The 26,649-nt window shown below is 51.1% G+C and carries 25 protein-coding genes, 2 tRNA genes and 1 pseudogene; 13 read left to right on the top strand and 15 right to left on the bottom strand.

The window, feature by feature from the left end:
• From nusA to EBA_RS06930, 4 genes are all read right to left on the bottom strand, one after another.
• The gene (nusA, locus tag EBA_RS06945; protein WP_192373973.1) at positions 1–1,512 is read right to left on the bottom strand and encodes a transcription termination factor NusA; all 1,512 of its coding nucleotides are present in this window, start codon (positions 1,510–1,512) and stop codon (positions 1–3) included.
• Entirely contained in the window at positions 1,502–1,987 is a 486-nt protein-coding gene (gene rimP, locus EBA_RS06940; protein ID WP_192373972.1) for a ribosome maturation factor RimP, read from the bottom strand. Before rimP ends, nusA begins: the two co-directional genes overlap by 11 nt.
• A gap of 619 nt (positions 1,988–2,606) precedes the next feature.
• Positions 2,607–2,682: transfer RNA gene (locus EBA_RS06935), tRNA-Phe, on the bottom strand.
• Positions 2,683–2,705: 23 nt separating this feature from the next.
• Positions 2,706–2,781: transfer RNA gene (locus EBA_RS06930), tRNA-Phe, on the bottom strand.
• A gap of 194 nt (positions 2,782–2,975) precedes the next feature.
• Between EBA_RS06930 and EBA_RS06925 the strand changes: the two genes are divergently transcribed.
• Together EBA_RS06925 and dhaK are read left to right on the top strand one after the other, a co-directional pair.
• Positions 2,976–3,797 (top strand): HAD-IIA family hydrolase, encoded by an 822-nt coding sequence (locus EBA_RS06925; protein ID WP_192373971.1) that lies wholly within the window; start codon positions 2,976–2,978, stop codon positions 3,795–3,797.
• A 33-nt stretch (positions 3,798–3,830) separates the two neighbouring features.
• Entirely contained in the window at positions 3,831–4,817 is a 987-nt protein-coding gene (dhaK, locus tag EBA_RS06920) for a dihydroxyacetone kinase subunit DhaK (RefSeq protein WP_192373970.1), read from the top strand.
• Between the two features lie 66 nt (positions 4,818–4,883).
• Here the strand turns inward: dhaK and dhaL are convergent, their stop codons facing one another.
• Entirely contained in the window at positions 4,884–5,522 is a 639-nt protein-coding gene (dhaL, locus tag EBA_RS06915) for a dihydroxyacetone kinase subunit DhaL (protein ID WP_192373969.1), read from the bottom strand.
• A 123-nt stretch (positions 5,523–5,645) separates the two neighbouring features.
• Complete coding sequence (locus EBA_RS06910) at positions 5,646–6,158, bottom strand: hypothetical protein (RefSeq protein ID WP_192373968.1); 513 nt, start codon at positions 6,156–6,158, stop codon at positions 5,646–5,648.
• A gap of 275 nt (positions 6,159–6,433) precedes the next feature.
• On the opposite strand from EBA_RS06910, the gene EBA_RS06905 reads away from it, so the two are divergent.
• The 8 genes from EBA_RS06905 to cpdA all read left to right on the top strand — a co-directional run bounded on the left by EBA_RS06905 (position 6,434) and on the right by cpdA (position 14,818).
• Entirely contained in the window at positions 6,434–7,609 is a 1,176-nt protein-coding gene (locus EBA_RS06905) for an acetylornithine transaminase (protein ID WP_192373967.1), read from the top strand.
• 2 nt (positions 7,610–7,611) lie between these two features.
• The gene (argF, locus tag EBA_RS06900) at positions 7,612–8,511 is read left to right on the top strand and encodes an ornithine carbamoyltransferase (RefSeq protein ID WP_192373966.1); all 900 of its coding nucleotides are present in this window, start codon (positions 7,612–7,614) and stop codon (positions 8,509–8,511) included.
• Between the two features lie 47 nt (positions 8,512–8,558).
• A complete protein-coding gene (locus tag EBA_RS06895; RefSeq protein ID WP_192373965.1) occupies positions 8,559–9,197 on the top strand; it encodes a TIGR04211 family SH3 domain-containing protein in 639 nt (212 codons plus the stop codon).
• A gap of 98 nt (positions 9,198–9,295) precedes the next feature.
• Complete coding sequence (gene ilvD / locus EBA_RS06890; protein WP_192373964.1) at positions 9,296–11,146, top strand: dihydroxy-acid dehydratase; 1,851 nt, start codon at positions 9,296–9,298, stop codon at positions 11,144–11,146.
• Positions 11,147–11,315: 169 nt separating this feature from the next.
• A complete protein-coding gene (locus tag EBA_RS06885) occupies positions 11,316–12,143 on the top strand; it encodes an AlbA family DNA-binding domain-containing protein (RefSeq protein ID WP_192373963.1) in 828 nt (275 codons plus the stop codon).
• An 80-nt stretch (positions 12,144–12,223) separates the two neighbouring features.
• Positions 12,224–13,537, top strand: coding sequence for an amino-acid N-acetyltransferase (gene argA, locus EBA_RS06880; protein WP_192373962.1), 1,314 nt, complete (start codon positions 12,224–12,226; stop codon positions 13,535–13,537).
• Between the two features lie 36 nt (positions 13,538–13,573).
• Positions 13,574–14,026: a GDP-mannose mannosyl hydrolase gene (locus EBA_RS06875; protein WP_192373961.1), complete on the top strand. Its 453-nt coding sequence runs from the start codon at positions 13,574–13,576 to the stop codon at positions 14,024–14,026.
• A gap of 3 nt (positions 14,027–14,029) precedes the next feature.
• On the top strand, positions 14,030–14,818 hold the full coding sequence (cpdA, locus tag EBA_RS06870) for a 3',5'-cyclic-AMP phosphodiesterase (RefSeq protein ID WP_192373960.1): 789 nt from the start codon (positions 14,030–14,032) through the stop codon (positions 14,816–14,818).
• Here the strand turns inward: cpdA and rppH are convergent.
• A complete protein-coding gene (gene rppH / locus EBA_RS06865) occupies positions 14,815–15,342 on the bottom strand; it encodes an RNA pyrophosphohydrolase (protein WP_192373959.1) in 528 nt (175 codons plus the stop codon). The two genes, cpdA and rppH, sit on opposite strands and share 4 nt — an antisense overlap.
• 153 nt (positions 15,343–15,495) lie before the next feature.
• Here rppH and EBA_RS06860 point away from each other — a divergent pair, with 153 nt between their 5' ends.
• Positions 15,496–16,152, top strand: a complete 657-nt coding sequence (locus tag EBA_RS06860; RefSeq protein ID WP_192373958.1) for a histidinol-phosphatase — start codon at positions 15,496–15,498, stop codon at positions 16,150–16,152.
• Between the two features lie 68 nt (positions 16,153–16,220).
• Here the strand turns inward: EBA_RS06860 and EBA_RS06855 are convergent, their stop codons facing one another.
• A complete protein-coding gene (locus EBA_RS06855; protein ID WP_192377194.1) occupies positions 16,221–16,451 on the bottom strand; it encodes a sulfurtransferase TusA family protein in 231 nt (76 codons plus the stop codon).
• Between the two features lie 74 nt (positions 16,452–16,525).
• Here EBA_RS06855 and cysG point away from each other — a divergent pair, with 74 nt between their 5' ends.
• Positions 16,526–17,917 (top strand): siroheme synthase CysG, encoded by a 1,392-nt coding sequence (gene cysG, locus EBA_RS06850; protein ID WP_192373957.1) that lies wholly within the window; start codon positions 16,526–16,528, stop codon positions 17,915–17,917.
• 208 nt (positions 17,918–18,125) lie between these two features.
• Positions 18,126–18,461, top strand: coding sequence for a c-type cytochrome (locus EBA_RS06845; RefSeq protein WP_192373956.1), 336 nt, complete (start codon positions 18,126–18,128; stop codon positions 18,459–18,461).
• A gap of 77 nt (positions 18,462–18,538) precedes the next feature.
• Here EBA_RS06845 and EBA_RS06840 read toward each other — a convergent pair whose 3' ends face one another.
• The 7 genes and pseudogenes from EBA_RS06840 to EBA_RS06810 all read right to left on the bottom strand — a co-directional run bounded on the left by EBA_RS06840 (position 18,539) and on the right by EBA_RS06810 (position 26,351).
• Positions 18,539–19,153 (bottom strand): hypothetical protein, encoded by a 615-nt coding sequence (locus EBA_RS06840; protein ID WP_192373955.1) that lies wholly within the window; start codon positions 19,151–19,153, stop codon positions 18,539–18,541.
• Between the two features lie 144 nt (positions 19,154–19,297).
• Positions 19,298–20,509 (bottom strand): argininosuccinate synthase, encoded by a 1,212-nt coding sequence (locus EBA_RS06835; protein WP_192373954.1) that lies wholly within the window; start codon positions 20,507–20,509, stop codon positions 19,298–19,300.
• Between the two features lie 98 nt (positions 20,510–20,607).
• Positions 20,608–21,867, bottom strand: a complete 1,260-nt coding sequence (gene waaA / locus EBA_RS06830; protein WP_192373953.1) for a lipid IV(A) 3-deoxy-D-manno-octulosonic acid transferase — start codon at positions 21,865–21,867, stop codon at positions 20,608–20,610.
• Between the two features lie 306 nt (positions 21,868–22,173).
• Positions 22,174–23,109, bottom strand: coding sequence for a PEP-CTERM sorting domain-containing protein (locus EBA_RS06825; RefSeq protein ID WP_192373952.1), 936 nt, complete (start codon positions 23,107–23,109; stop codon positions 22,174–22,176).
• A 394-nt stretch (positions 23,110–23,503) separates the two neighbouring features.
• Positions 23,504–23,680, bottom strand: a pseudogene (locus tag EBA_RS06820) (IS1595 family transposase); the annotation flags it as partial.
• 133 nt (positions 23,681–23,813) lie between these two features.
• Positions 23,814–24,911 (bottom strand): PEP-CTERM sorting domain-containing protein, encoded by a 1,098-nt coding sequence (locus tag EBA_RS06815; protein ID WP_192373951.1) that lies wholly within the window; start codon positions 24,909–24,911, stop codon positions 23,814–23,816.
• A gap of 660 nt (positions 24,912–25,571) precedes the next feature.
• Positions 25,572–26,351, bottom strand: a complete 780-nt coding sequence (locus EBA_RS06810; protein WP_192373950.1) for a hypothetical protein — start codon at positions 26,349–26,351, stop codon at positions 25,572–25,574.
• Positions 26,352–26,649 lie beyond the last annotated feature (298 nt).

Here is a 26,649-nt window from a genome sequence, read left to right as displayed (position 1 = left end):
TCAGCCCTTATCCTCTGCGAACCAAGATTCGCGGGCTTTCATGATTAGTTTACCAGCACGCTCCTCGGTCATGCCGGTAAATTCGATAATGTCGTCTATCGCCTGTTCCGCCAAGTCGTCTATGGTGACGATGCCTTTGGCTGCCATTTGATGCGCCAGTTCTTCGTCCATATCTTCCATTCCCAGCAATTCCTCGCTAGGCACGGCGGTTTCAATTTTTTCTTCGGATGCGATCGCGCTGATCAGTAAAGCGTCTTTAGCGCGGCTACGCAAAGCTTCCACCAACTCCTCGTCGAAGCCTTCGATTTCCAGCATTTCGTCAACTGGGATATAGGCAATTTCTTCGATGTTATTCAAACCCACGTCTACCAAAATACCGGCAATTTCTTCATCGACATCCAGCAACTCAATGAACTGCTGTTTGGATTTAGCCGCTGCTTCATCATGATTTTTATCGACTTGCGCGGCATCCTGAATATTCAATTCCCAACCGGTCAACTCTGTAGCCAGACGCACGTTTTGACCGCCACGACCGATGGCTTGCGACAAGCTGTCGGTAGCAACCGCCACATCCATGCTGTGCTTATCCTCATCCACCACTATCGACTGAATCTCCGCCGGCGACATGGCATTGATCACGAATTGCGCGTCATTGCCGTTCCATAAAATGATGTCGACCCGTTCGCCGGCCAATTCATTGGAGATAGCTTGCACTCTGGAACCGCGCATACCGACGCAAGCACCGATGGGATCAAGGCGCGGATCGTTGGCTCTTACCGCGATTTTAGCGCGGGAACCAGGATCACGGGCCGCAGCCAGAATATCGATCAAACCTTCGCCAACCTCCGGCACTTCCAAACGAAATAAAGCTATCAATAATTCGGGAGCAGTGCGACTGACGAACAACTGCGGACCGCGCGGCTCTGAGCGCACCGCTTTCAAATACCCGCGCACTCTATCACCCATTCTAACCGGCTCTTTCGGGATCATATCTTCACGGGCAATGTATGCCTCAACATGACCGCCCAAATCCAGATAAACACTGCCTTTTTCCAAACGCTTCACGACGCCGGTGACCAATTCGCCAACCCGATCTTGATAAGCTTCGACAATTTTCTTACGCTCGGCTTCGCGAACCTTTTGGATAATGACTTGTTTGGCGGTTTGCGCGGCGATTCGGCAAAAGTCAACCGATTCGATCTCTTCTTCCACATAATCGCCGATTTGAATATCAGCATTATCGAATTGAGCCACTTCCAACAATACCTGCCAGCCGGGATGTTCGACATCGCCGTTGACTTCCGGATTGACATCGACCACCAACCAACGCCGGTATGTCGAATAATCGCCGGTATGACGATCAATAGCCACCCGAGCTTTAATTGGATTTTCGTAACGTTTGATAGTCGCCGCTTCCAAAGCGGACTCAATGGCCTGAAAGATAATTTCCTTGTCTATTTCTTTTTCGTTAGCAAAAACGTCTGCTACTAATAAAATTTCTTTATTTGCCACTGCGACCTCCTTTATTGAGTAAGTAATCCGGCACCAAGCGTGCCTTGCTCATTGCCTGAAACGGGATGCTTAATAACAGCTCGCCATCCTGCAACAGCACAGTCTCGCCTTCGACGGCCTTAATCTGCCCGGTAATTTTGCGGCGTTTATCGATGGGCTTGAATAAACTCACCAGTACAGTGCTCCCCAAAAAGCGTTGAAATTGGCTGAGCTTGAAAAATGGCCGATCCGCGCCAGGCGAAGAAACTTCCAAATGATATTCGCCTTGAATCGGATCTTCGACATCCAGCGCTCCACTGAGCTGATGACTAACCTTGGTGCAATCTTCCAGCAAAATACCGTTTTCGCTATCAATATAGATGCGCAACATACCGTGCGTCGGATGCGGGCTGTACTCGATCCCCACGCACTCATAGCCAAGACCTTCGACAATTGGCTCGATCAAATCCACCAAATGTTCAGGAGCCTGTTTCATTAACGCCTCACCTTTTCAAACCCAAAAAAAAAGAGCCTCAGGCTCTTCCATAAACAAGCAAAACCCGTGGGCTTCGCGTTTTCGAAAGCCCACAAAAGAAAAAACCCCTTATAGGGGCTTTCTTAGCAAAACCACGCTTGAGACAGCATCGAGGAATAATCCCTCAGTTATTGAGACTTTAGATCTCGCAAACCACGCTTCCCAGGAAACAATTTTCCGCCCGGAGACTGCAGCGAAAAATTAAAAGCCGGATTATAACCAGATCTTTCAAGGATGTAAATCAACATTAGCATGTCGCTGACCAGGGTTGACTGCCGGCACCGACTCCCTTCCCTGTGAACCGTCCGCATGCAACAGTATCCGCACCGCGTAGACATTGTCAGTCAGCCAAAAAGATATTAGCCATCAAGCACGACAACATCGCTCTGAGCACAAAAAACATCTTGAGTCGGGGATCAGAAATTAACTCTTAAGCGTTCTACAACCGTAGCCGCCCGCCAAATTGGCTTGAATTGACCCATGAAAATCCGCCTGTCGCCCTTTAATGCAACACAAAAACTGTGATTTTGGATAATTTAGCCGAACAGCTAGTATTTGAAGGGAGTGCTTGCATGCAGGATGGTGCCCAGGGACAGAATCGAACTGTCGACACGAGGATTTTCAGTCCTCTGCTCTACCGACTGAGCTACCTGGGCAGCGACCTAACCTAAAACCAGAATGGTGCCCAGGGACAGAATCGAACTGTCGACACGAGGATTTTCAGTCCTCTGCTCTACCGACTGAGCTACCTGGGCGTCAAGAGCCGCGCATTAAACTAGGTTATAAACGATTAGTCAAGAAAAATACCTTTAAGCCCACCTAACTGGACAGCAAGCGGGGATTTATGCAATTCTTGCCCACCACAAATTCCTGGCATTTCTCCTATGAAATATCAGGCTTTGACCGCACATTAGCCAATTCCAAACAGCCTCAAGCAAGCGAGACAGATATGCAAGCTTTTTCCGACATCCGCGCCCTGATCATAGACATGGATGGCGTCCTTTGGCACGGCGACCAAGCTCAAGCCGGTATCGTTGAGTTTTTTCAGACCCTGCGCGATTTAAAACTGCCTTTCATCCTGGCCACCAATAACGCCAGCCTGACCGCAGAGCAGTATGTGGTCAAGCTGGCGAAAATGGGCGTAACGGTAACGTTGAACGAAATTCTGACATCGGGCATGGCCACCGCACTTTATCTGTCCGAACGCTACGACCCGCTAACTACCCGCATATTTGTAATCGGCGGGATAGGCGCCCGACAACCTCTAATGGATTTAGGCTTTACACTGACAGGGCTGAACGACACCAACCCTGATCAGCGCGCGCACCTCGTAGTGTGCGGCATGGACCGAGAGTTGAGCTGGGACAAGCTGGCCACCGCAACCCTGAATCTAAGGGCCGGCGCTCACTTCATCGGCACCAACGGCGACCTGTCCCTGCCGACCGAACGCGGCGAGACGCACGGCAACGGCGCTATTTTGGCAGCACTGACCGCATCAACCGGCGTCAAGCCGATGATTATCGGCAAACCCGAACCGATCATCTACCGGCAGGCTTTAAGCCTGCTAAACGTCGATACGGCCTACACTATTGCTATCGGCGACCGACTAGACACCGATATTTTGGGCGCAGTACGCACCGGCATCCGCAGCCTGATGGTACTTAGCGGCATATCCACCAAACAAGACGTCGCAGCAGCCGATTTCGGCCCGAACTGGATCGTACCGGACATCCGCGACGTCACTACACTATTGCGGAACAACCCACTTTAAGCTCATCCCACACCAAGACAGCGGAGGCGAATCATGAAAAAATTTATCGACAGCCCGGACACCTTATTGCAAACCAGCCTACAGGGCTTTGCCAAAGCTCATGCCGACATCGTGCAATTCAATCCAGATCCGCGTTTTGTGTATCGAAACGTCCGCAAAACCGGCAAGGTAGCGCTGATTTCCGGGGGCGGTTCCGGTCACGAACCTTTGCATAGCGGCTTTGTCGGCGTCGGCATGCTGGATGCGACCTGCCCCGGCCAGGTATTCACCTCACCGACGCCGGACCAGATGCTGGCCGCCGCGCAAGCCGTGGACGGCGGCGCTGGCGTGCTATTTATTGTTAAAAATTACGCCGGCGACGTGATGAATTTTGAAATGGCCGCCGAGATGCTGGACCTACCGAACGCCAGCATTTTGATCGACGACGATATTTCCTTACCAAAAACCCACAGCATAGGCCGTCGAGGGGTAGCCGGCACGACTATCGTCGAGAAAATCGTCGGCGCCGCCGCCGAAAATGGCGCCGACTTAGCCACTTGCAAGGCGTTGGGCGAACGCGTCAATCGAGCGACCGCTTCCATCGGGGTAGCCTTGAGCAGCTGTACAGTACCGGCCTTAGGTCATCCGACCTTCGCCATCGCCGATGACGAAATCGAATTGGGGGTTGGTATACACGGTGAACGCGGCCGAGAAACCGTGAAAATGATGAGTGCCAGCGAAATTGTCGAACAATTAGCCGGGCACATTGTCGACGAACTGAAACCGGCTGCGGGACAAGCCGTTTTGCTGCACGTGAACGGCTTCGGCGCCACACCGCTAATCGAACTACATTTGATTTACGAACTGGCCTGGCAATATTTCAGCAAACGCGGCCTGATCATCCAGCGCTCCTTAGTCGGCAATTTCACCACCTCGCTGGATATGGCCGGCTGCTCGCTAACTCTAACGCTGCTGGATGAAGACATGCAGGGTTTATGGGATGCACCAGTGAATACTGCTGCACTGCGTTGGGGCTGTTAATAGGACCCAAAGCGCAAAAGCCATTGGACCGAACAGCAAAACGGGAGCGACGACCACTCCCGCCCCCTAATCGCAGGATTTTTTCAACACCGCGGCTATAGCCGTAATCATTAACTGCGCAGTCTTGGCGCCGGCATCGATATGGCCTTTACTGCGCTCACCCAGAAACGAAGCGCGACCCTTGGTGGCCAGCATATCCCGAGTAGCTTCCACGCCATCTGCCGCCACTTGGCAAAGCCGATCCAGAATCTCCGCTAGCGATTTACCGGCAGCAGCCTCATCTCGTAAGGCCAAAGCCACCGGCACCAACACGTCCAGCATGGTCTTTTCGCCAACCTCGGCCTTGCCGCGTAGCTTCACAGCCTCGACAGCCTGTAGAAATGCGTCAGAAAATCCGGAAATATCGATGACTTTATCTCGACCGCTCTTGGCCAACGCGATAAACAAAGTCGCATACAAGGAGCCGGAAGCACCTCCCACAGCAGCCATCACCGTCATGCCGATTTTCTGCCACGCGGCAACCCAGTCGAGCGGCGCGATCTCACTCGCATGCTCATGCAAGGCCTGCAAACCACGCTGTAAATTAAATACGTGGTCGCCGTCGCCTATTGCCTGATCCAGCTCGGTTACTTCCTCGGCATGCGCCGCAATATCGTCGATAAGCGCTTGAATCAATTCCGGAAACAATGATGGGGTCAATGACATGCAGCCTCCGCGCAACAAAACAATCTAGCTGATCAGCATAGCTAAAACCCACTACTACTGCAATGATGTGGCGGGCGCCAGTGAGCCCGAAACGCTCAGGGGATGAGTGAAATAGCCTCAGATTTATCTATTTTCCAGAGCCAGCGCATCCAACAACGGCAACTCAGCATCCGCGTCATACACGCTGAAATGGTATTTTTCCTTCAAGTATTCCAATAACCAGGCATTGGTATCGGCTCGGCGTTGCCCGGCAGCTTCGTTCATTTGCTGCAAACGCTGCCGTACGGCGTGCTGCGGCAGCAACAATAGCTCTATATCCGCCATCGACACGAATTTTTCCGGATCAGGGTTCTTACCGTTAAAAATCTTGAAAAGCTGATGTTTTTTTAAGCCCAAATGGGTATTGAGCTCGTCCTTAAACTCGATAAATAAGGGCAACAAATCGCTGCCGACACAGGTGTCTTCATGCAGCTTGTGTAAACGATTTAGCAAATGATAGACCGCAAACCGGTACAATTCGGACTCGCGCACAAACAGCCGAGCAGCCATGGAACGCACGGCAATCCGGTCGGAGTTGTTCAACCGGATCGAAACGATGTGCTTTTTATCGTCTAAAAGATGTTCGTTTTCGTTCAACGCAAGTCCTTTGTGAGTATATCGCCGGCAAACTCAAACCGATCGAAACAGCTTAATTTGCACAAATCTAAAGCATTAATGTTACAGATTTATAACAAACTCCCCGACGCTCGAAAATTTCCTCCCAGCCTCGCCGATAATGCTTTACACAGATACGAAACTACCGGCTTTCCAGGAAAAACTATTTATTGCTTATGTCGGATTAAAAAAATATAATCGCGCGCTTTTTTCGAGCGAATAGCGTTTTTTCAAAACACTTTCAGAGTCTTAGCAAAATGACCAGTCACATCATGCCTACTTATGCCCGCCAGTCGGTCACTTTTGCACGCGGCGAAGGCGCGTGGCTGTGGGATACCGATGGACGTCGCTATCTCGACTCAGTCGCCGGCATTGCAGTGTGCAACCTGGGCCACGCCCATCCGGCCGTGTATGAAGCGCTCTGCCGGCAAAGCAAAACCTTGCTGCATACCTCTAATCTTTACGGCGTGGCGCTACAGTCGCAACTCGCGGATAAATTAATCGAGCTGAGCGGCATGGATAATGTGTTTTTCAGCAACTCCGGCGCGGAAGCCAACGAAGCGGCGATCAAAATCGCCCGCAAATACGGTCATCAACAAGGCATCGACAATCCCGTGGTTTTGACCATGGAAAAAAGCTTCCACGGCCGGACCATGGGCACCCTGAGTGCCACGGGCAACACCAAGATCAAACAAGGTTTCGAGCCCTTGCTGGCCGGGTTTATTCATGTACCTTACAACGACATTGCGGCTATCGAAACCGCCATCGCCGCCGATAAAAACATCGTCGCAATCCTGGTCGAACCAGTGCAAGGCGAAGGTGGCGTGAATATTCCGGCAGCGGATTATTTGAATCAAATTCGCGATCTATGCGACCGGCATAATTTGCTGATGATGCTGGACGAAATTCAAACCGGTGCCGGCCGTACCGGACTTTTTCTGGCGTATCAACATAACAGCATCCTGCCGGATGTTTGCACGATGGCCAAAGCCTTGGGCAACGGTGTGCCGATTGGCGCCTGCCTGGCCAGAGGCAAAGCTGCAGACGTATTACAGGCCGGCAATCACGGCTCGACCTTTGGCGGCAATCCGCTCGCCTGTAGTGCGGCTTTGGCTGTGCTGGAAACGTTAACATCCGGCACACTGATCGCCGATGTGCAAACCAAGGGCAAGCGAATTTGCCAACTCTTCACAGACGCACTGGCTGACAACCCGCATATCGTCGATATTCGCCATAAAGGCTTGATGATAGGCATTGAACTAGACCGGCCTTGCGGCGAACTGGTTGGCAAAGCCTTGGCACAAGGTTTGTTGATCAACGTCACCGCCGATTGCACTATCCGTTTATTGCCGCCGTTGATTATCGACGACGCGCAAATACTAACGCTGACCGAAACCCTGTTAGCGCTCATTCAGGAATTTAGCAGACAATAACCATGCAACCCAGACACTTCATCAGTCTGCTGGATTTGTCCAGCGCCGAATTACACACCCTGATCCAGCGGGCGATTCAACTCAAAACGCATCGCGACCCGAACTATCAGCCTTTTAAAGGCAAAGTACTGGCGATGATTTTCGAAAAATCCTCGACCCGTACCCGCATCTCCTTCGAATCCGGCATGGCCCAATTCGGCGGCAGCGCTCTGTTCTTGTCGCCGCGAGACACGCAACTCGGTCGCGGCGAACCTTTGGAAGATAGTGCCAAAGTAATCTCCAGCATGGTGGATTGCATCATGCTGCGTACCAACGATCACGAGACAGTAACCACGTTTGCCAAGCACTCGAGAGTGCCGGTTATCAATGGCCTGACCGATTTATTGCATCCGTGTCAATTGCTGGCAGACATGCAGACCTATTTTGAACTACGTGGTGACATCGTCGGCAAAACCGTGACCTGGGTCGGCGATGGTAACAATATGTGCCATTCCTATATCAATGCAGCGCGCCAGTTCGATTTTAAATTGAACATCGCCTGCCCTGTCGATTACCGGCCTCTACAAAATATTGTCGATGCCGCCGGGCACAGAGTGGCGTTTTTCAATACGCCGGAACAAGCCGCGCAGCAAGCCGATTTAGTGGTGACCGATGTGTGGGCCAGCATGGGCCAGGAAGACGAACAGAAAAAACGCGAATTCGTATTTAAGGATTTTCAGGTCAACGCCAAAACCATGGCTGCCGCCAAATCCGATGCGCTGTTCATGCATTGCCTGCCGGCACATCGCGGCGAAGAAGTGACCGCCGAGGTTATCGACGGCCCACAAAGCGTGATATTCCCGGAAGCCGAGAATCGCCTGCACGCTCAGAAAGCGCTACTGGAATTTCTCATCTGCCGATAATTTCGCTAGAATCGCCGCTTTATTTAAGCCGAACGAAGAGTGATACTGTGAAAAAAACTTTTGCCTACATTTTTGCCTGTCTGCTGATTAGCCCGCTTGCCATGGCAAGAACCGCGTACGTTACCGACAAAGTCGAGGTACCACTACGCAGCGGCGAAAGCGAACGCACCAAGATTGTGAAAATGTTGGAAAACGGCATTCCGGTCAGCGTGTTGCAGGAAAGTACCGAAAACGGCTACACCTACATCCAAACCAATAACGGCGCGGAAGGCTTCATTCTAAGTCGCTACTTGACCGGCGAGCCCAGCGCCCGCACCCAACTTGACGCGATCACAAAAAAACTGGAAACACTACAAGAAGAAAACAAACTGTTGAAAACCGCGCAAGCCACCGGCCAGGAAGCCGGCAAAGAGCGTGACCGCCTCAACACCGAACTCAGCGAATTACAGCAAACCGCTGCCAATGCGATACAACTTAAACAACAGCGCGACCAATTGCAGGAGCGCGTGATTGCCGTCGAACGCGAATCGCAACAACTCAAGCGCGAAAATCAGGCGCTGACCGACAGCAGTAACCAGGATTGGTTTTTATACGGTGGCGGCTTGGCTTTATTCGGCGTTTTGCTGGGCTTTATTCTGCCCAAACTCAGCTGGCGCCGTCGCTCCAGCGGCTGGGACAGTTTTTAATTTTTAACTGATTTAACCGCGGGTTTGCGCCGAGGTTAATCAAACCCTTTCCACTGCGGCAGTTTACGTGCCGCTCTTTGCTTTCAGTAGGAATCATCATGCCTGCATATCGTTCTCACACCACCACTCAAGGCCGTAACATGGCGGGCGCACGCGCGTTGTGGCGCGCCACCGGCATGAAAGACGGCGACTTCAATAAGCCGATTATTGCGGTCGCAAACTCGTTTACTCAATTCGTGCCCGGCCATGTGCATTTAAAAGACCTGGGACAACTGGTGGCGCGCGAGATCGAAAAAGCCGGCGGCGTGGCTAAAGAATTCAACACCATTGCTGTCGACGACGGTATTGCCATGGGCCACGACGGCATGCTGTACAGCTTGCCCAGTCGCGATCTGATCGCCGACAGCGTCGAGTATATGGTCAATGCCCACTGTGCCGATGCGCTGGTGTGTATTTCCAACTGCGATAAAATCACCCCCGGCATGTTGATGGCGGCTATGCGCATCAATATTCCGGTGATCTTTGTCTCCGGCGGCCCCATGGAAGCCGGTAAAGTACGGTTGGCCGAAAGCGCTGACATCAAGAGGCTGGACTTGGTCGACGCGATGGTCATGGCGGCAGACAGCAAAGTGTCGGACACCGATCTAGCAGCTGTCGAACGCTCGGCCTGCCCCACCTGCGGCTCCTGCTCAGGCATGTTCACCGCCAATTCGATGAACTGTCTGACCGAAGCCCTCGGCCTGTCGCTGCCTGGCAACGGCACCGTGTTAGCCACCCATGCCGACCGTGAACAATTGTTCAAACAGGCCGGTCGTCGTATCGTCGAACTAGCCAAACAATATTACGAGCAAAATGACGCATCGGTACTGCCCCGCGCGGTTGGCTTCAAAGCCTTCGAAAACGCCATCGCACTGGACATTGCGATGGGCGGTTCGACCAACACCATTCTGCATTTGCTGGCCGTGGCCCAAGAAGGCGGTATCGATTTCACACTGGCGGATATTGATCGCATGTCAAAAGTGGTGCCGCAGTTGTGCAAGGTGGCACCCAACACCAACAAATACCACATCGAAGACGTGCACCGCGCCGGCGGCATCATGGCGATTCTGGCGGAGCTGAACCGGGCTGGCCGCTTGCATACCGATGTACCGACCGTACACGCCAAAACTCTGGGCGATGCCCTGACGGAATGGGACATTGCCGCTAACCCGAGCGAAGCGGTAAAAAACTTTTATATGGCCGGGCCTGCCGGCATTCCGTCTCAGGTGGCTTTTAGTCAGAACACGCGCTGGCCCAGCCTGGACACTGATCGTGCCGAAGGCTGTATCCGCTCCATTGACCATGCCTTCAGCCAAGAAGGCGGGTTAGCGGTATTGCATGGCAATATCGCCGTGGATGGCTGCGTGATCAAAACAGCCGGCGTCGATGACAGCCTGCTGGTATTTGAAGGCAACGCCCATGTGGTCGAGTCGCAGGATGAAGCCGTGGAGAATATCCTCAGTGACAAAGTTAAAGCAGGTGATGTGGTAGTCGTGCGCTACGAAGGCCCGAAAGGCGGACCTGGGATGCAGGAAATGCTCTATCCAACCAGCTATATCAAATCCAAAGGTTTAGGCAAAGCTTGCGCGCTATTGACCGACGGACGTTTTTCCGGCGGCACCTCCGGCTTATCAATTGGTCACTGTTCACCGGAAGCGGCAGCAGGCGGCGCCATCGGCTTGGTGAAAAATGGCGACCGTATCCGCATCGACATTCCTAACCGCACCATCAATGTATTGCTCAGCGACGAAGAACTGGACCAACGCCGCACCGAACAGAACCAACTAGGCTGGAAACCCGCCAAGCCACGTGCGCGCAAAGTTTCGGTGGCGCTCAAAGCCTATGCCCATTTTGCCACGTCCGCCGACAAAGGCGCGGTGCGGGATTTGTCACGGCTCGAAGACCACTAAGCCGGCGAAGTGTCGAAAGATGGCTGAGATACAGTGACAGATAATTCGGATTGAGCACAGCGCGAGCGCTCAAAACCGGCTTAACTCTCTGCCCGGCTGAATCAGGCAGTCCAATCGAGCAGTTCCTTGATGTCATTCTACCCTTACCTCGCCTAAATCCACCTTGCCGATGAAACGCTTCCTGCTTCAACTTCTGCACATCTGGAAACAAAAACTAAAAATCTATGTCCTGGCCGGCTGGGTAGGCGCCGGCATGGGGATATTTTTATTAGCGCCCAGTTACGATTACATCAGTTCGCGCGAGCGCAACGCCGACCCAATTTCATCGCTCGAATTCGTGCTAGGCCAATTCACCGAGGTAATGTCCGGCCAGATCAACCAAAACAATTTGATCCTGTTTTATGCCGAAATCGGCGCTATATTGGGCCTGCTATCCTTGGGTTTTTATCAGATATTGCATAGACGGCTGGTTGACCTGGACGCGCTGAAAGCCGAACTGGAAAAGGATTTACCAACCATCATCCGTCAGGGTGAGGGGCCGCTGCTGGAGTTTAAATCATCGCTACGCTGGGACATTCAGGAGCAGCGCGTGAATAAAACACTGGAAGGCGTGATTTTGAAAACCCTGGCCGGATTCTTTAACAGCTCGGTCGGCGGTACCTTGCTGATCGGCGTGGCCGACAACGGCGAAATCCTCGGCCTGGAGTCCGATTTTCAAACCCTAAAAAAACCCGACCAGGACGGCTTCGAGCAAACCCTGATCACAAGTATTTCCACTAATCTCGGCGCAGACCTGTGTTCGCTAGTGCATGTGCTGTTTCATAAAATTGGCGATAAAGATGTGTGTCGCGTGATTGTTTTACCGTCACGTCGCCCCGTGTTTTTGACCCAAAGCAACACACCCAAATTCTTCGTGCGAACCGGCGGCGGCACACGAGACCTTAACATTCAAGAAGCATTGGACTATGTCGGCAGTCGTTGGAAAAATGCCAAGTAATCGGTCGCCGATTGGGTTTTAACGCCGGCAAGGTTAAACTTAATCAGTTAGCGACGCCGCAACCCATTTGTAAATACACCATGGAATATCAATCAACCTTCGTCAACTGGTTCAGAAACTCCTCCCCCTACATTCACGCTCATCGCAATCGCACCTTCGTGATTTTTTTCGGGGGTAATGCGGTCAGCGAGCCGGATTTCGACAATCTGATTCATGATTTTGCATTGCTTAAAAGCCTGGGCGTCAGACTCCTGCTGGTGCACGGCATCCGCGCCCAGATCGACGAGCAGGTGACCGGGCATGGCAACACGCCGCAATTTCACCGGCATTTACGCATCACCGACGCCACCACGCTGCAATACGTCAAACAAGCGGCAGGTCTAGTAAGGGTTGAAATCGAAGCCTTGTTGTCGATGGGCGTGTCCGGCTCGCCTATGGCCGGCGCGAAGATTCGCGTGGCGTCCGGCAATTTCGTCACCGCCAAACCCCTGGGCGTACTGGATGGCATCGACTATTGCCACACCGGCAAGGTCCGGCGTATCGATGCACAAGCCATTCACCAGCAGCTCGACCAAAACAACCTGGTTTTGATTTCACCTATCGGTTATTCGCCCAGCGGCGAAATCTTCAATCTGTCGGCCGAGGAAGTGGCAACCGAAGTAGCCATCGCCTTGCAAGCCGAAAAGTTGATTTTGTTGACCGAACAAAATTGCGTATCGCCTGACGGTAATCAGCCCATCCAACAGCTCACCACGGCTCAAGTTTCAGCACTATTGCAAGAGGCGCCGACAGTCCCGGATGAAGTCGCCCGTTCATTACGCGCCGCGATGCAAAGCTGCGAAAAAGGCGTTCAGCGTGCGCACCTGATCAATAGGCATGTTGATGGCGCTCTGCTACTAGAACTGTTTACTCGCGACGGTATCGGTACGCTGGTCAGCTCTAACGCCTTCGAAACCATACGGGCGGCGACATTAGACGACATCGGCGGCATTATGGAGCTGATCAAACCTTTGGAGCAGCAAGGCATCCTGGTCAAGCGTTCGCGGGAAAAGCTGGAAATGGAAATTGGCGACTATATCGTCATCGAACGTGATGGCTTGATCATCGGTTGCACGGCGTTTCATGTGATGGCCGACGACAACAGCGCGGAAATTGCTTGTCTTGCAGTGCATGCCGATTATCAAAAAGGCGCGCGCGGCAACAGCTTATTGGACTATCTAAGCAACAAAGCCAAATCCGAAACTATTCGCCGCTTGTTCGTACGTTCCACACAGACCGTGCATTGGTTTGTCGAGCGCGGTTTTGCACCGTGCGAAATCGACGATTTGCCCGAACCTATGAAAAGCGCTTACAACTATCAGCGCAATGCCAAGGTATTGTATAAAGACGTCTAATCCCACCCTCCATATACTCAGCCTTCAGGATTTAGGATGCTAGATAAACAGGATTTTCTTACAGTCGTAAAAAACACCCCCTTAGTCTCTATCGATTTGATTGTGCGTTCCAGCAGAGATGAACTATTGATGGGTTTGCGCGTAAATGAACCGGCCGCCGACTATTGGTTCGTGCCGGGCGGCAGAATTTATAAATCAGAAACGCTGGAAAATGCTTTTCAAAGAATCACCGAAACCGAACTAGGCACGGCCTATAGCATCGACAGCGCTGATTTACTCGGTGCTTTCACCCATCTGTATGAGACTAATTTTGCCAAACAACCGGGTGTAACTACCCATTACGTGGTTTTAGGCTATCAATTGCAGCTGGATCTGGATATTAATCAGCTACCGGCACAACAGCACTCTGATTACCGCTGGATTGGTAAAAACGGAGATTTGAGCGAGGTTCACCCTAACAGCCAAGCCTACTACCCCTATCTGCGCTGAACCATGCCCGCTTTAAAAGTCTTGCAGCTAACCGACCAGCATATATTGCCGCATGCCGGCGACAGTATGCTTGGTATCGATACCGAACAGTATTTCCAGCAAACCTTAGCCCACGCGCATGCCACTCACGGCCCATTCGATCTGATATTGTTGACCGGCGATTTGGGCCAAGACCCCAGCGCTGACAGCTACCGGCGAATTTGCCGGCATCTGCAAACTTATCAAACACCTTGCCTGTGTTTGCCGGGCAATCATGACGACCAGGAACTGATGGCAATCGAGCTGAATGAAGGTCTCGTCAGTTGTCGTAAACATTTGCTGCTGAAGAATTGGCAGATTCTTGCCTTAAACAGCCAAAAACCCGGCAGCCCCGCTGGGTTTTTATCTCCGGCAGAACTGACATTTTTAGAGCAAACGCTAAGCGCACATGACATGCCTGCCCTGCTGGCGGTGCACCATCATTGTGTTGCCAGCGGGAGCAGTTGGATGGATACGATGCAAATTGAGAACGGCGAGGCATTGCTGGCAATAGCGGAACAGTTTCCGCAGGTTAAAGCCATCACTTGCGGGCATTTGCATCAGGAAATGCAAACGAGACATAAACAAATAGCGATATTCGCAACGCCGGCCAGCTGCTTTCAGTTCAAACCCTTAGCGACAGAGTTTGAGTTGGATACCTTACCGCCCGGCTACAGGGTCTTTGAATTATTAGATAAGGGGGCTTTGCAATCCAGTTGCCACTATCTGCCAATCGGTATGCGCGACTTACAAACCAAGTCGCACAGCTATTAGCCGAATGCCAGCCGTCCGGACAAATAACTTTCAGTATTGACACCCACATCGTTGGCAATCAGCAAGGCCCCAAGTTCATCCATTGCTTTACGGTAAACCCGCCGCTTGAAGTAGACCACGTCTTTTAGCGGGTACCAGTACTCTACCCACTTCCAATTGTCGAACTCTTGCTTATGGCCACAATCGAACCTGACATTGGACTCATCGGTCATCAACCGCAAAATAAACCAAATCTGCTTTTGGCCTATGCACAACGGCGTGGAATTTTTGCGGATATAGCGATCCGGCAATTTATAGCGCAACCAATAACGGGTGCGCCCCAGCAACTGCACGTGCTCTGCACACAAGCCGGTTTCCTCCCACAACTCCCGATACATCGCGGTTTCCGGATCCTCATCGCCGTCAATTCCGCCCTGCGGAAACTGCCACGAATTAGCGCCCTTGCGCTTGGCCCAAAACACACGACCCTCGTCATTGCAAAGGATAATGCCGACATTAGGCCGGTATCCTTTCGAGTCTATCATGTAAAAACCTGTATTATTTGCCGCCCTGTTGCTAATGCCTGGATGTTAAAATTAACAACGGCACGGCCATTAAAATGAATGGCGCAATTGTTCCACAAATAACCGGCGGACGCCACAGGCCGCTACTTTTTTCTTTATGACGACGGATTTGCCGTGAGCTTAGCGATTTTTGATCTGGATAACACGCTGATCGCCGATGACAGCGATTTTTTATGGGGGCAATTTCTGGTCGACCGAGGTATCGTCGACAAGGACAAGTACGAACAGGCCAATAAAAAATTCTACGAGGATTACAAACAAGGCTCGCTGGATATCGTCGAATTTTTGCATTTCTCGCTAGCGCCGCTGGCGCAACACGACGCCGAACAACTGTATCGCTGGCGCGCGGAATTCGTCGAAACACTGATTAAGCCCATCATGCTGGATGCCGCGCAGGCTTTAGTGGAAAAGCATCGTTCGGCCGGCGATACCTTGCTGGTGATTACCGCCACGAATCGCTTCGTCACCGAACCCATTGTGAAACTTTACGGCATTGAAAACCTGTTGGCGACCACACCGGAATTTGTCGATGGTCGCTACACCGGCAAATTCAACGGCACGCCCTGCTTTCAGCAAGGAAAAGTAGAATTGCTGCAAGATTGGTTAGCCAATTCCACGGAAACTCTGGCAGGCAGCTGGTTCTACAGCGATTCCCATAACGATTTGCCGCTATTAAGCTTGGTCGATCAACCTGTCGCGGTCGATCCCGATGAAAAACTACTGGCAGCCGCCAAACAGGCGAATTGGCCGATTATCAGTTTGAGGCAATAGGCTCAGGGATTACGATTCAAGAGAGCGCACTATTTTGAACCTTGAACCCTGACAATATTGAATCGCTTCTATTTTTTCTGTATAAAGAAAACTTGCTTGTCGGCTTCCTTGAATATTCTCAGCGGAATATGCCCCGCCTGATCTATATAGACACCAAAATCCAGATGAGCGGCTGGATCGGTGGCAATCACTTTGACTACTCTGCCACTTTCAACTTCCATAATCGCCTTCTTCAAACGCAGTAACGGTAACGGACATTGCAATCCGCTGGCATCGACTTCCAAATCAAACTCGATCATTTTAATGCTCACTCAACTGTTCCTTAGACAACGCTTATAATAACACCAACCCCAGACCACGAAAATCAAGCACCATGGATTACTTCCCGCTTTTCTTAAAACTAAAAGACCAGCCATGCCTAGTAGTAGGGGCCGGCGAAATCGCCTCGCGTAAAATCGAGCTCTTAGCAAAGGCCGGGGCGAGGATTACGGTGGTGGCTCTGGATATTGGCACCAGCGTCGCAGAGATGGGCCGAGATAATCGCTTAGTTATCCAAGAAAAAGCCTTTGCAGCAGACGATGTGAACGGCATGCGCGTAGTCATATCTGCCACCGACCGGCGCACGATCAACGAAGCAGTTGCTCAGGCCGCCACATCTCAGAATATTCCGGTGAATGTCGTCGACAATCCCGATTTGTGCAGTTTTATCTTTCCAGCGATTGTTGATCGCTCACCACTAATCGTCGCCGTGTCGTCTGGCGGCGTGTCGCCGGTGCTGGCGCGCTTGCTACGCTCCAAGGTAGAAAGCGCCATTCCTGCCGCGTTCGGGCTGCTAGCGCAGTTTGCCGAGGATTTTCGAGCATTGGTCAAGGATAGACTAAAAGAGCCCAACCGCCGCCGGGTCTTTTGGGAGGACGCATTGCAGGGACATATCGCCGAATTAGTGTTCTCCGGCCATCGCGAACAAGCTGCAACAGAATTGCAAGCCAAACTCGATGCCGCGGAGCAGACACAGCATCGCGGCGAGGTGTATCTGATCGGCGCCGGTCCCGGAGATCCTGATTTGCTGACATTCCGAGCCCTGAGATTAATGCAGCAAGCGGATGTGATTGTCTACGATAGGCTGGTGTCCCAGGAGATATTGGAAATGGCTCGCCGTGACGCCGAAAAAATCTACGTGGGCAAACAACGCAGCAATCACAGCTTACCGCAAGAATCGATTAACGAGCTGCTGGCGAATCTGGCCCTGTCGGGCAAACGCGTCGCACGTTTGAAAGGCGGCGATCCGTTTATTTTCGGCCGTGGCGGCGAGGAAATCGAAACACTAATGCAACAAGGCATTCAATTTCAGGTCGTGCCCGGCATTACCGCCGCAGCCGGTTGCGCCAGTTACGCCGGAATTCCGTTAACCCACCGCGATCATGCCCAGTCTTGTACCTTCGTGACCGGACATTTGAAAGACGGCAATATCAATCTAAATTGGAGCCAGTTAGCTGCGCCGAATCAGACCATTGTGATTTATATGGGTCTAGTCGGCCTGGAGACTATCTGCCAATCGTTGATCGAGCACGGCTGCCCGGCCGAACAGCCGATTGCGCTGATTCAGCAAGGCACTACCCGTCATCAACGGGTAATTACCGGCACTTTGGGCGATATGCCCAAACGCGTTGAAAACGCCGACATCAAACCGCCAACCTTGATTATCGTCGGCACGGTAGTGCGTCTGCGCAAACAGTTAGAATGGTTTCAACCCAATCCCAACTAGACCTACATGAATTTTTCCCTAATTCAGGCAATATTAAGTTTTACCTGGAAAAATCAGTCCGCAAGCCCGGTAAAGACTGAAGCAAAAGAGAAAATCGATTGAATTTTTCGCTAAAGTTCCCTATCCTTTACCCGCTTAATTTCCCAATCAACTGCTTATTCAAATAACAATATGCAGTTCTTTTTTTTTAACACAACGAGAGAATCATATGAAAAAGTCATTCGGTTTATTAGTAGGCGCGACCTTAATCGCTATCAGCGGTCAAGTTGCAGCTAACGAAGCGGAAGAAATCGGCGCAAAAATTTATGAGCGTGCTTTCGGTCGTGGTTGCGGCGCTTGCCATGACATCGCTTCCAACCCACAATTATCGGCTTTGATCGGCGCCGGCAAACTGCCTAAAGACCAATTCGCCAAAGTTTTAAAAGAAGGCAAAAATGGTATGCCTAAAGCTGTTGCAGCCATCATGGAAATCGGTCCTGTGAAAAAATCAGGTTACACCGAAGACCAAGCGATCGATGCAGTTTACGAATATCTGAAAAAATAATCGTAGCCTTCCAGGCAAACAAAAAGCCGCTGCCCCTCACGGGACAGCGGCTTTTTTATGGTAACTGTAAAAGCCGGCTAGTCTTGACGACCGAGATAAGCCTGCGGGCTACGTTGCTGGGTTAAGCGATAGCGGCTGCGCAACCAAACCCCGGCAAACGCCGCGATCATCAGCCCGCAAGAGACAAAAGTCAGATATACCAAATCCTTAATGTCATTCAATTCTTTGATCAGAGCCTGATTGACAGTCGCGCCTTCAACCTTAGCCGGCGGATCGACAGAATAAGTGGTCAGTATTTTCACATCGCCTTTCAAATCCTGAATGGTATCCAAGGAATCGGCGACGCTACCTTTTTTGATATTTTCTTCCAGAGATCTTAATTTGCTGTCAATAGAACCGCTTAACAAACCGAACAACTGGCCTTTCAACGCGCTGATTTCGGCGGATAGCGCCGGATTCTGGGTAGCATAAGCCGTCGAGATAGCCTGATTTTTTTGCATTTCGGTCAACAGGTTTTGCTTAGGTAATAAGACAAAACCCAACAAAAAAACCGCTGCCATCAAGGCCAACACCAGCATCAACAAAAAGCGATTAGCCTTCATCAGCGCCTGATGCTGATGGGCGCGCAGATAGACTATCTCATGCTTATCGGTATTGACATCATCCAGATTAATCTCAGGCATATCGCTCATTATTCTTTTAGTGTTGCTAATCGGGAAGCTCTATTGATATTAACCAGAGCATGTGGCGCCTAAATGGAACCACATGCACAACGGAAATACATCGGCGCATTATACAAGCTAAATCAAAAATGTCCTGTTTTATACAAACCGCAATCAGCGACCTTTTTTAGCAGCAATCCGCATTCTCAAAGCGTTCAGTTTGATAAAGCCTTCGGCATCTTTTTGGTTGTAAGCGCCGCCATCTTCTTCAAAAGTGGCGATATTTTCATCGAACAAACTATTGGTTTCCGAAGCCCGACCAACCACAATCACATTGCCTTTATACAATTTCACCCGGACCTTACCGTTAACGTTGACCTGCGAAGCGTCGATCATGGTTTGCAGCATTGCCCGTTCCGGACTCCACCAGTAACCGTTATAAATCAAGGAGGCATAGCGCGGCATCAACTCGTCTTTCAAATGTGCCACTTCGCGGTCCAGCGTCAGCGATTCGATTGCTCGATGCGCTCTCAACATCACGGTGCCGGCCGGCGTTTCGTAGCAGCCTCTGGACTTCATGCCGACATAACGGTTCTCGACGATGTCCAAACGACCCACGCCGTTGGCACCGGCGATTTTGTTCAGTTTCTCCATTACTTGATGCGGCGTATGCGGCACATCGTCAATGGCAACGATGTCACCGTTTTGGTACGTCAGCTCGATATAAGTGGCTTTGTCAGGCGCATTTTCCGGGGATACGGTCCAGCGCCACATATCTTCTTCGGGCTCCGTCCAGGGATTTTCCAGAATCCGGCCTTCGTAAGAAATATGCAGCGAGTTGGCATCCATGGAATAAGGCGAGGTTTTACCCTTTTTCATTTCTACGGAAATGCCATGCTGTTCGGCATAGTCCAGCAGTTTCTGCCGGGAGTTCAAATCCCATTCGCGCCATGGTGCAATGATTTTAATATCCGGACGCAAGGCATAAGCGCCCAATTCAAAGCGCACTTGGTCGTTACCTTTACCGGTCGCCCCGTGCGAAACCGCCTCGGCACCGGTTTCGTTGGCAATTTCGATCAAACGCTTAGCAATTAGCGGCCGCGCAATCGACGTACCGAGCAGATACTCGCCTTCGTAAACAGTATTGGCGCGGAACATGGGAAACACGAAATCACGGGCAAACTCTTCGCGTAAATCGTCGATATAAATTTCCTTGATGCCTGCGGCGGTCGCCTTGGCTCGGGCCGGCTCCAACTCCTCGCCTTGGCCGATGTCGGCGGTAAATGTCACCACTTCGCATTGATAGACATCTTGCAGCCACTTCAAAATAACCGAGGTATCCAATCCACCGGAATAGGCCAACACCACTTTTTTAATATCGGACATAACGCGCTTCACACCTTTATACAAATTAAAAAACAGGCGAATTATAACGGAAAAAACCACGCAGTTCCCTGCAAACCACCCGCCTCTTTCGGCAAAACTTACAAGTTCTGTTCGAGCAAAGCCGCTACCTTAGCCGTTGCCCCTTGATTATTCTGCACAAACAGCCTGCCATTGCCGGCCAGGCTACTTCTAAACGGCTCATCCCGATACAAATGCATGACCGTAGCCATCAGGGACGAGCTGTCGGTGCACTGTATAGCGCCTTCAGCGGCTAAAATTCGCTCGGCAATTTCCTGAAAATTAAACATCTCAGGGCCAAATAATACCGGCACACCAATCGCTGCCGGCTCCAGCACATTGTGTCCACCCACCGCGACCAAACTGCCGCCCACGAAAGCAAGATCGGCGACGGCATACAACATTTTTAACTCGCCCATACTATCGCCGATATAGACATCGGTTTGATCGTGGCAGGCCCGCTGCTCACTACGCATCAGCACAGCCAACTCGCGCTGTTCACAAAGCTTTTTCACCGATTGAAAACGTTCGGGATGACGCGGCACGATCAACAGTAACAACTCAGGTATGCTAGCCTTCAGAGCTGGGTAGAGATCAAAAAAAACCTCCTCTTCGCCTTGATGGGTGCTGGCGATAATCAAAACCCAACGTTGGGCAAATAACTGTTGCTTCAGTGCCAGCCCTGCATTGATCGTATCGGCATCTATAGTCACGTCAAACTTGATATTCCCCAACACCTGCACTTGCGCGGATTCAGCACCGATTCCGATAAACCGCAAGCGATCTTCCCCGGTTTGCACGGCAATCGTGTTCACGCAAGCCAAAGCGGGTTTTACCAACAGCGGGATTTTTCGATAAGAACGGGCTGATCGCTCGGACAATCGCGCATTGATCACAAACAGTGGAATCGCATGCGCCGCGCAAGCGGCAAACAAATTCGGCCAGATCTCCTTTTCCATGATTACCGCCAGCCTTGGCCGAAAATGCTTAAGAAAGCGCTCGACTATAAATGGTAAATCATAAGGCAGATAGACATGTTCGACTTGGTCGGCCAGCACTGCTTGCACTCGTGCCGAACCGGTGGGCGTGGTGGTGGTAACCAATATCGGCATATCCGGATATTTAGCCTGCAACAGCTTAATCAATGGAAAAGCCGCTTCCGCTTCCCCCACCGAAACAGCGTGCAACCAGATGACATTGCGCTTGGACTTAGTGGAATAGATACCCAAGCGCTCACGCCAGCGCTGCCGATAGGCGGGTGCTTTGCGTCCACGCCGGTAAAGCCGAAGCAATACGACAGGTAAAATCAGACCGAAGACCAGGGTATAGAGCTGACGCATCTGCTTTTAAAACCAGTCGGGCAGCAAGAACACAGAGCGTTTTGCAACCATCATTGCGACATTGAGCACGAACATCCCCCCTCAAAAATAATGAGAGTATAGCAAAAGGGTATGCTTAGAATTTAATGGCTATTACAGCAGTAGCCCGAGACATGGTGGTGTCAAGCCTACTGAATGAAATAGGTCCACCAAGTCCTTGGCAGACCTATCTACAAAGACGCCGTCCGTGGCGAATCTTCCTGATTAATCCTGAACCTACAATCCCTTACACTACAAAACCTCAGATTTGCAGCAACCTTTCCGACTTTAAGCGGTTACCGCCGCTTTACGACGACCGCCAAAGCCGATCAGGCCAGCCATTGCACTACCGAACAACCAAACAGCGCCGGGCACTGGAACCGCTTGAACGTTTAAGACATAGCCGTCACCAGTATTACCCCAGGCGCCATTGCGATAGCCACCCAAAACGATGGTATAAACTTGGCCGGCATCCGCATGGAAGATAATATCGTTGATATTGCTAGGCGTTGCTCCACCCACACTGTAGGCAACGATATCCGCAGTGGTAAACGAAGTCGCAGCAGAAAACAATGAGGTAGACGTTACACCTGCTGAATTGTTACCGTTGTTCCAACTCCCATGATGCCCATAATCGCCCTGCAAGGTATCCAATCCTTTAAAAATGGTAAAACCGAAGTTGGTGCCTGCTTGGGTCAAACCAGCAGCGCTTAATTTCACGTCGGTAGCAACATCCGCCTTGAACAAACCGATATCGATATTATGCCTCCAACCGGAAGCGCCGCTGAGAGAAGCGTCGCTCCATGCACCCTTGGCAGTATCAATATCCGCAAAGATGCCGTACTTGGTCGAATCAGCCTGGGAAATTACGCCGCTATCGGAAGCAGAGCCCAGTTGAATTGCCCAGTTTAGAGGAGCAGACCCAGTGTACCCAAATGGTTGAGCGCCGCCTGTAGTGCCTACCCAAGGCACAACCGTACCCAAATGCCCTTTACTTTCCACACCAGTGGCTACAGTATTAACATCAGCCCCATCATATAAATGTGTCCAACCATCTGTAGTGGGTTGTGTGCCAGTCGAATTAGCATCGGTTGCTTGAGCAGAGCCAAATGCATTGAAAGTGTTATACATCGTGGTTGACGCCAATGCGCTGGTCGAACCCGCTGACAGCGCCACGCCGGCAACAGCTAAAGAAACAGCCTTAGCCAATTTTGTGTTGATCATACGTTTTTACCTTACATCTAAAGTTAGGGGAGAAAGCACCTTAGGCTACATACACGGCAAACAAACCTGTAAGCCATAACCGACAGACGCCTGTCTCGATAAGGCAATCCTTATGCCACTTATAAAACGTATAAATTACAAACAATTAGAGTTTACTTATTCTAGGCACCCAGTAAAAACCGGTGATTTAGCTCAGAAAAAATAAGTGAAATAACATAATTACGATTCCCCTGACCATCTGTCGACCCGTACTCTGCTGGCAGGCTGATGCCCTGCATAGGCCCACACCCTGATTTGAATGCTCCTTCAACTTCACGAAGCCAGCTCAATTGGCGGGGCCCGATATTGACGGTGGTAAGGAATAAACGCATAGGTCAAGCTGCCAAGTGGAAGCCCGGTTAAACCGATACACAAATGCAGCCAAGTAGCGAATGTCGTACTTGACAAAGTCGAAGCTGGTTTTGAGATTATCCGAAGCGGTGTTGATCCAACCGAATTCGGCTAAAGCCTTGGGTGTGCGCCCGCCAACGACGATAGACTGACAGTGACACCCCGCCGCTGTTGGCGCTGATTGCATGCTCTAGCTACGCCTAGTCTTGAGCAGACTTATCAATAAAACGCCATCCGTGGCGAATCTTCCTGACTAATCCTAAAACTATATTCCTTGCGCTACAAACCATCAGTTTTACAACTAACAGCCTTCTTTAGACAGCTACTGCAGCTTTACGACGACCGCCAAAACCGATCAGGCCAGCCATTGCACTGCCGAACAGCCAGACTGCGCCAGGGACTGGCACTTGAGAGACAGTCAAAGAATAGCCGTCAGTCGTTGTTTGCCAAGCTCCGCCCATATAGCCACCCAGGAAGATGGTGTAATATTCGCCGGCGACAGCATTAAACGTAATGGTGTTCATGTTGGTAGTGCCGGTGAAAGGGTCTGTCGTACTCAGAACCCCAACGCTGGCAGCAACAATTTCGGCCGTTGTTAAGCCGGTTCCGGAGTTTGTGCCATTGTTAAGCGGGTTTGTACCGCCGATGTAAGGATTGGAGAGATCAGTTATGCCAGTGGTATTGTTGTTGGCATTCCAGGAAACGTGGTGCATATAGCCGGTGGTGTGATCCATGCCATGAAATACAGTGAAGCCAAATTGGGCATTAGGATTCAGAATGCCTTGCGCAGTAAGAGTCACAGTACCGGAAGTATCGGACTTGAACAATCCGACGTCTAGGTCGTGGCGCCAACCAGCTTGCGCACCGCCCGTATTGGTAGCTGCCCAAGCACCTTTAGCGGTATCGAGATCCGCATAAATGCCGTAGTTTGCAAAGGAATCCGCCGCCGAAATGGTACCGGTACCGCCGTTACCGCCGGTTATGTTGATACCCCAGTTCATGTGCGCACCGTCATAACCAAACGCTGCCGTACTTGGACTACCGGTTCCCACCCAATTTTGAGTAGCATAGTAACCAACCGGTACTCGTGCTCCGGCGGCATAGGTGACGCCTGTGGTCGGATTGGTCCAGCCGGATACCGCTGGCGTCGTAGCGCCCCCTAATGTCTGCTCACCGGCACCGTTGCTCCAACCATCCGTCTGGCCGAGATATGAGGGGTCCCGAATCGTAATCGGATTGTTATTTGCATCAACCGACTGATACGCATTCGGATTCGTCGTGCCGGCAGCGACAGATCCGTCGACACCAGTCGTCGCGTTGTACATGGTTGTGACGGTCGCCGACGCAGTAGCTGATAGAGCCATACCTGCAACCGCCAGCGAAATCGCTTTTGCTAGTTTTGTTTTGATCATACGTTTTACCTTACGTCTTAAATTAGGGGAGAAAGCGCCTTAGACCCAGGACTCAACAACAATCTTGTAAGCAATCACTGACAGGCGCTTGCCTGCAAAATGCAATCCTTATGCCATCTATAAAACGTATTAATTACAAGCAATTAGAGTTTACTTATTCTTGACTCTCAGGAAAAACTCGTGATTCAGCTTAGAAAAAATAAGTGAAATAACATAATTTTGATTCCCCTGACCACCTGTTCACCCGTGCTCAACTGGCAGACTGATGCCCTTCATAAACCTACCTTCCGGTTAGAAAGCTCCTTCAGCTTGACGGGCAGCCGATTTGGCGGGGCGATATTGACTGCGGTAACGTGTAAACGCAAGGCTAAAGCGTCCAGGTGAAAACACGGTCAAAGCGATACACAAATGCCGCGAAGTAGCGAATGCCATACTTGGCACAGTCGAAGGCACGGCAAGCGCCGCCGAAGCGGGTCTCGAGATTACCCAATACGATGTTAATCCAACCGAATTCGGCTAAAGCCTTGGGGGGGGTACGCCCGCCAAGTCCTTAGCAGACCAATCTACAAATACGCCATCCGTGGCGAATCTTCCTGATTAATCCTGATACTACAATTCCTTGCGCTACAAACATTCAGACTTGCAGCGGCATTTCCGACCTTAAGCAGTGACCGCCGCTTTACGACGACCACCGAAGCCGATCAGGCCAGCCATAGCACTACCGAATAGCCAAACCGCACCGGGAACGGGCACCGGCGAAGTACTAAGAGTGGCGACATAGGTTTGACCACCAGTGGTTGAAGTACCTAGGCCTGCACCACCAATCCACAAGCTGTAATTGCCTGCTGCCAGATTGGTAAAAGTATAGGTAGCTGTGCCGCCACCTACAGCAGAGGATGCTTGGCCTAGATAAGTTAAACCGGTTGTGCCTCTAGGATTAACCGGCACTGCGGGTAAGGCTACGTTCCATGAGCCATGCTTATTGCTAGTAGCAGACGTATCCCAGCCGCTAAACAAGGTAAAACCTGGTTTAAAATTTGAGCTAAGGGACGCATCAGCCGCAACCGTAATGGTTAAATTACTTACGGAGCTTAAGGTGATTAGGCCAAAATCCAGCGCATTACCCCAGCTATTGGCAGGATTCCATCGGTTGGACAGAGACTCAACCTTGAGAGTGGTGGAGGGAGCTGCGGCTAGCAGACCAGCAGTGGAAACAGTGTCCGTTTGATTGTTGGTTTGGATATTATCCAGCCAAGTTGCTGGCAAATGGCCGGTATAACCCGTTGGACTGGTGTTTGTGCCATCGGACCATGGACCTACCGCATCGCCGTTGGCGAGACCAGTGTTGAGGTTGTAAACCACTGAAGCTTCCGCTGAAGGCGCGCCCATCATTGCCGCTGAGATAGCGCCTGCGATAGCCAGTTTTTTAAATTGCGTCATTGTTCCTTCCTGATTGAATATAGTGTTACAGATACACAGCATTGGATTGAAGTGCCATATTGCAAGCGCCACCTCATAGCTGCAACCAATGATAAGCAACATTAATGCCGCATTTATAATTCAATATATTCAAATAGTTAAGAAGATAAAGTTTAACTTTACAGATAAAACAGGTTATATGCCTCACCCACCAACGGGGGATCGCCTATTTCTCACAGCTTATTCAAAAGCTTGTTAGCCAAGCTCAAATTATTCAGCCAATGTCTTCGCCGAATACTAACGAATAAATCCGCTCATA

Origin of the sequence: Methylomonas albis, from assembly GCF_014850955.1 — a bacterium.
GTDB classification, from domain to species: Bacteria; Pseudomonadota; Gammaproteobacteria; order Methylococcales; family Methylomonadaceae; genus Methylomonas; species Methylomonas albis.
Note: the sequence above shows the minus strand (reverse complement) of the source record. Positions and strands in the feature narration are given on the sequence as shown.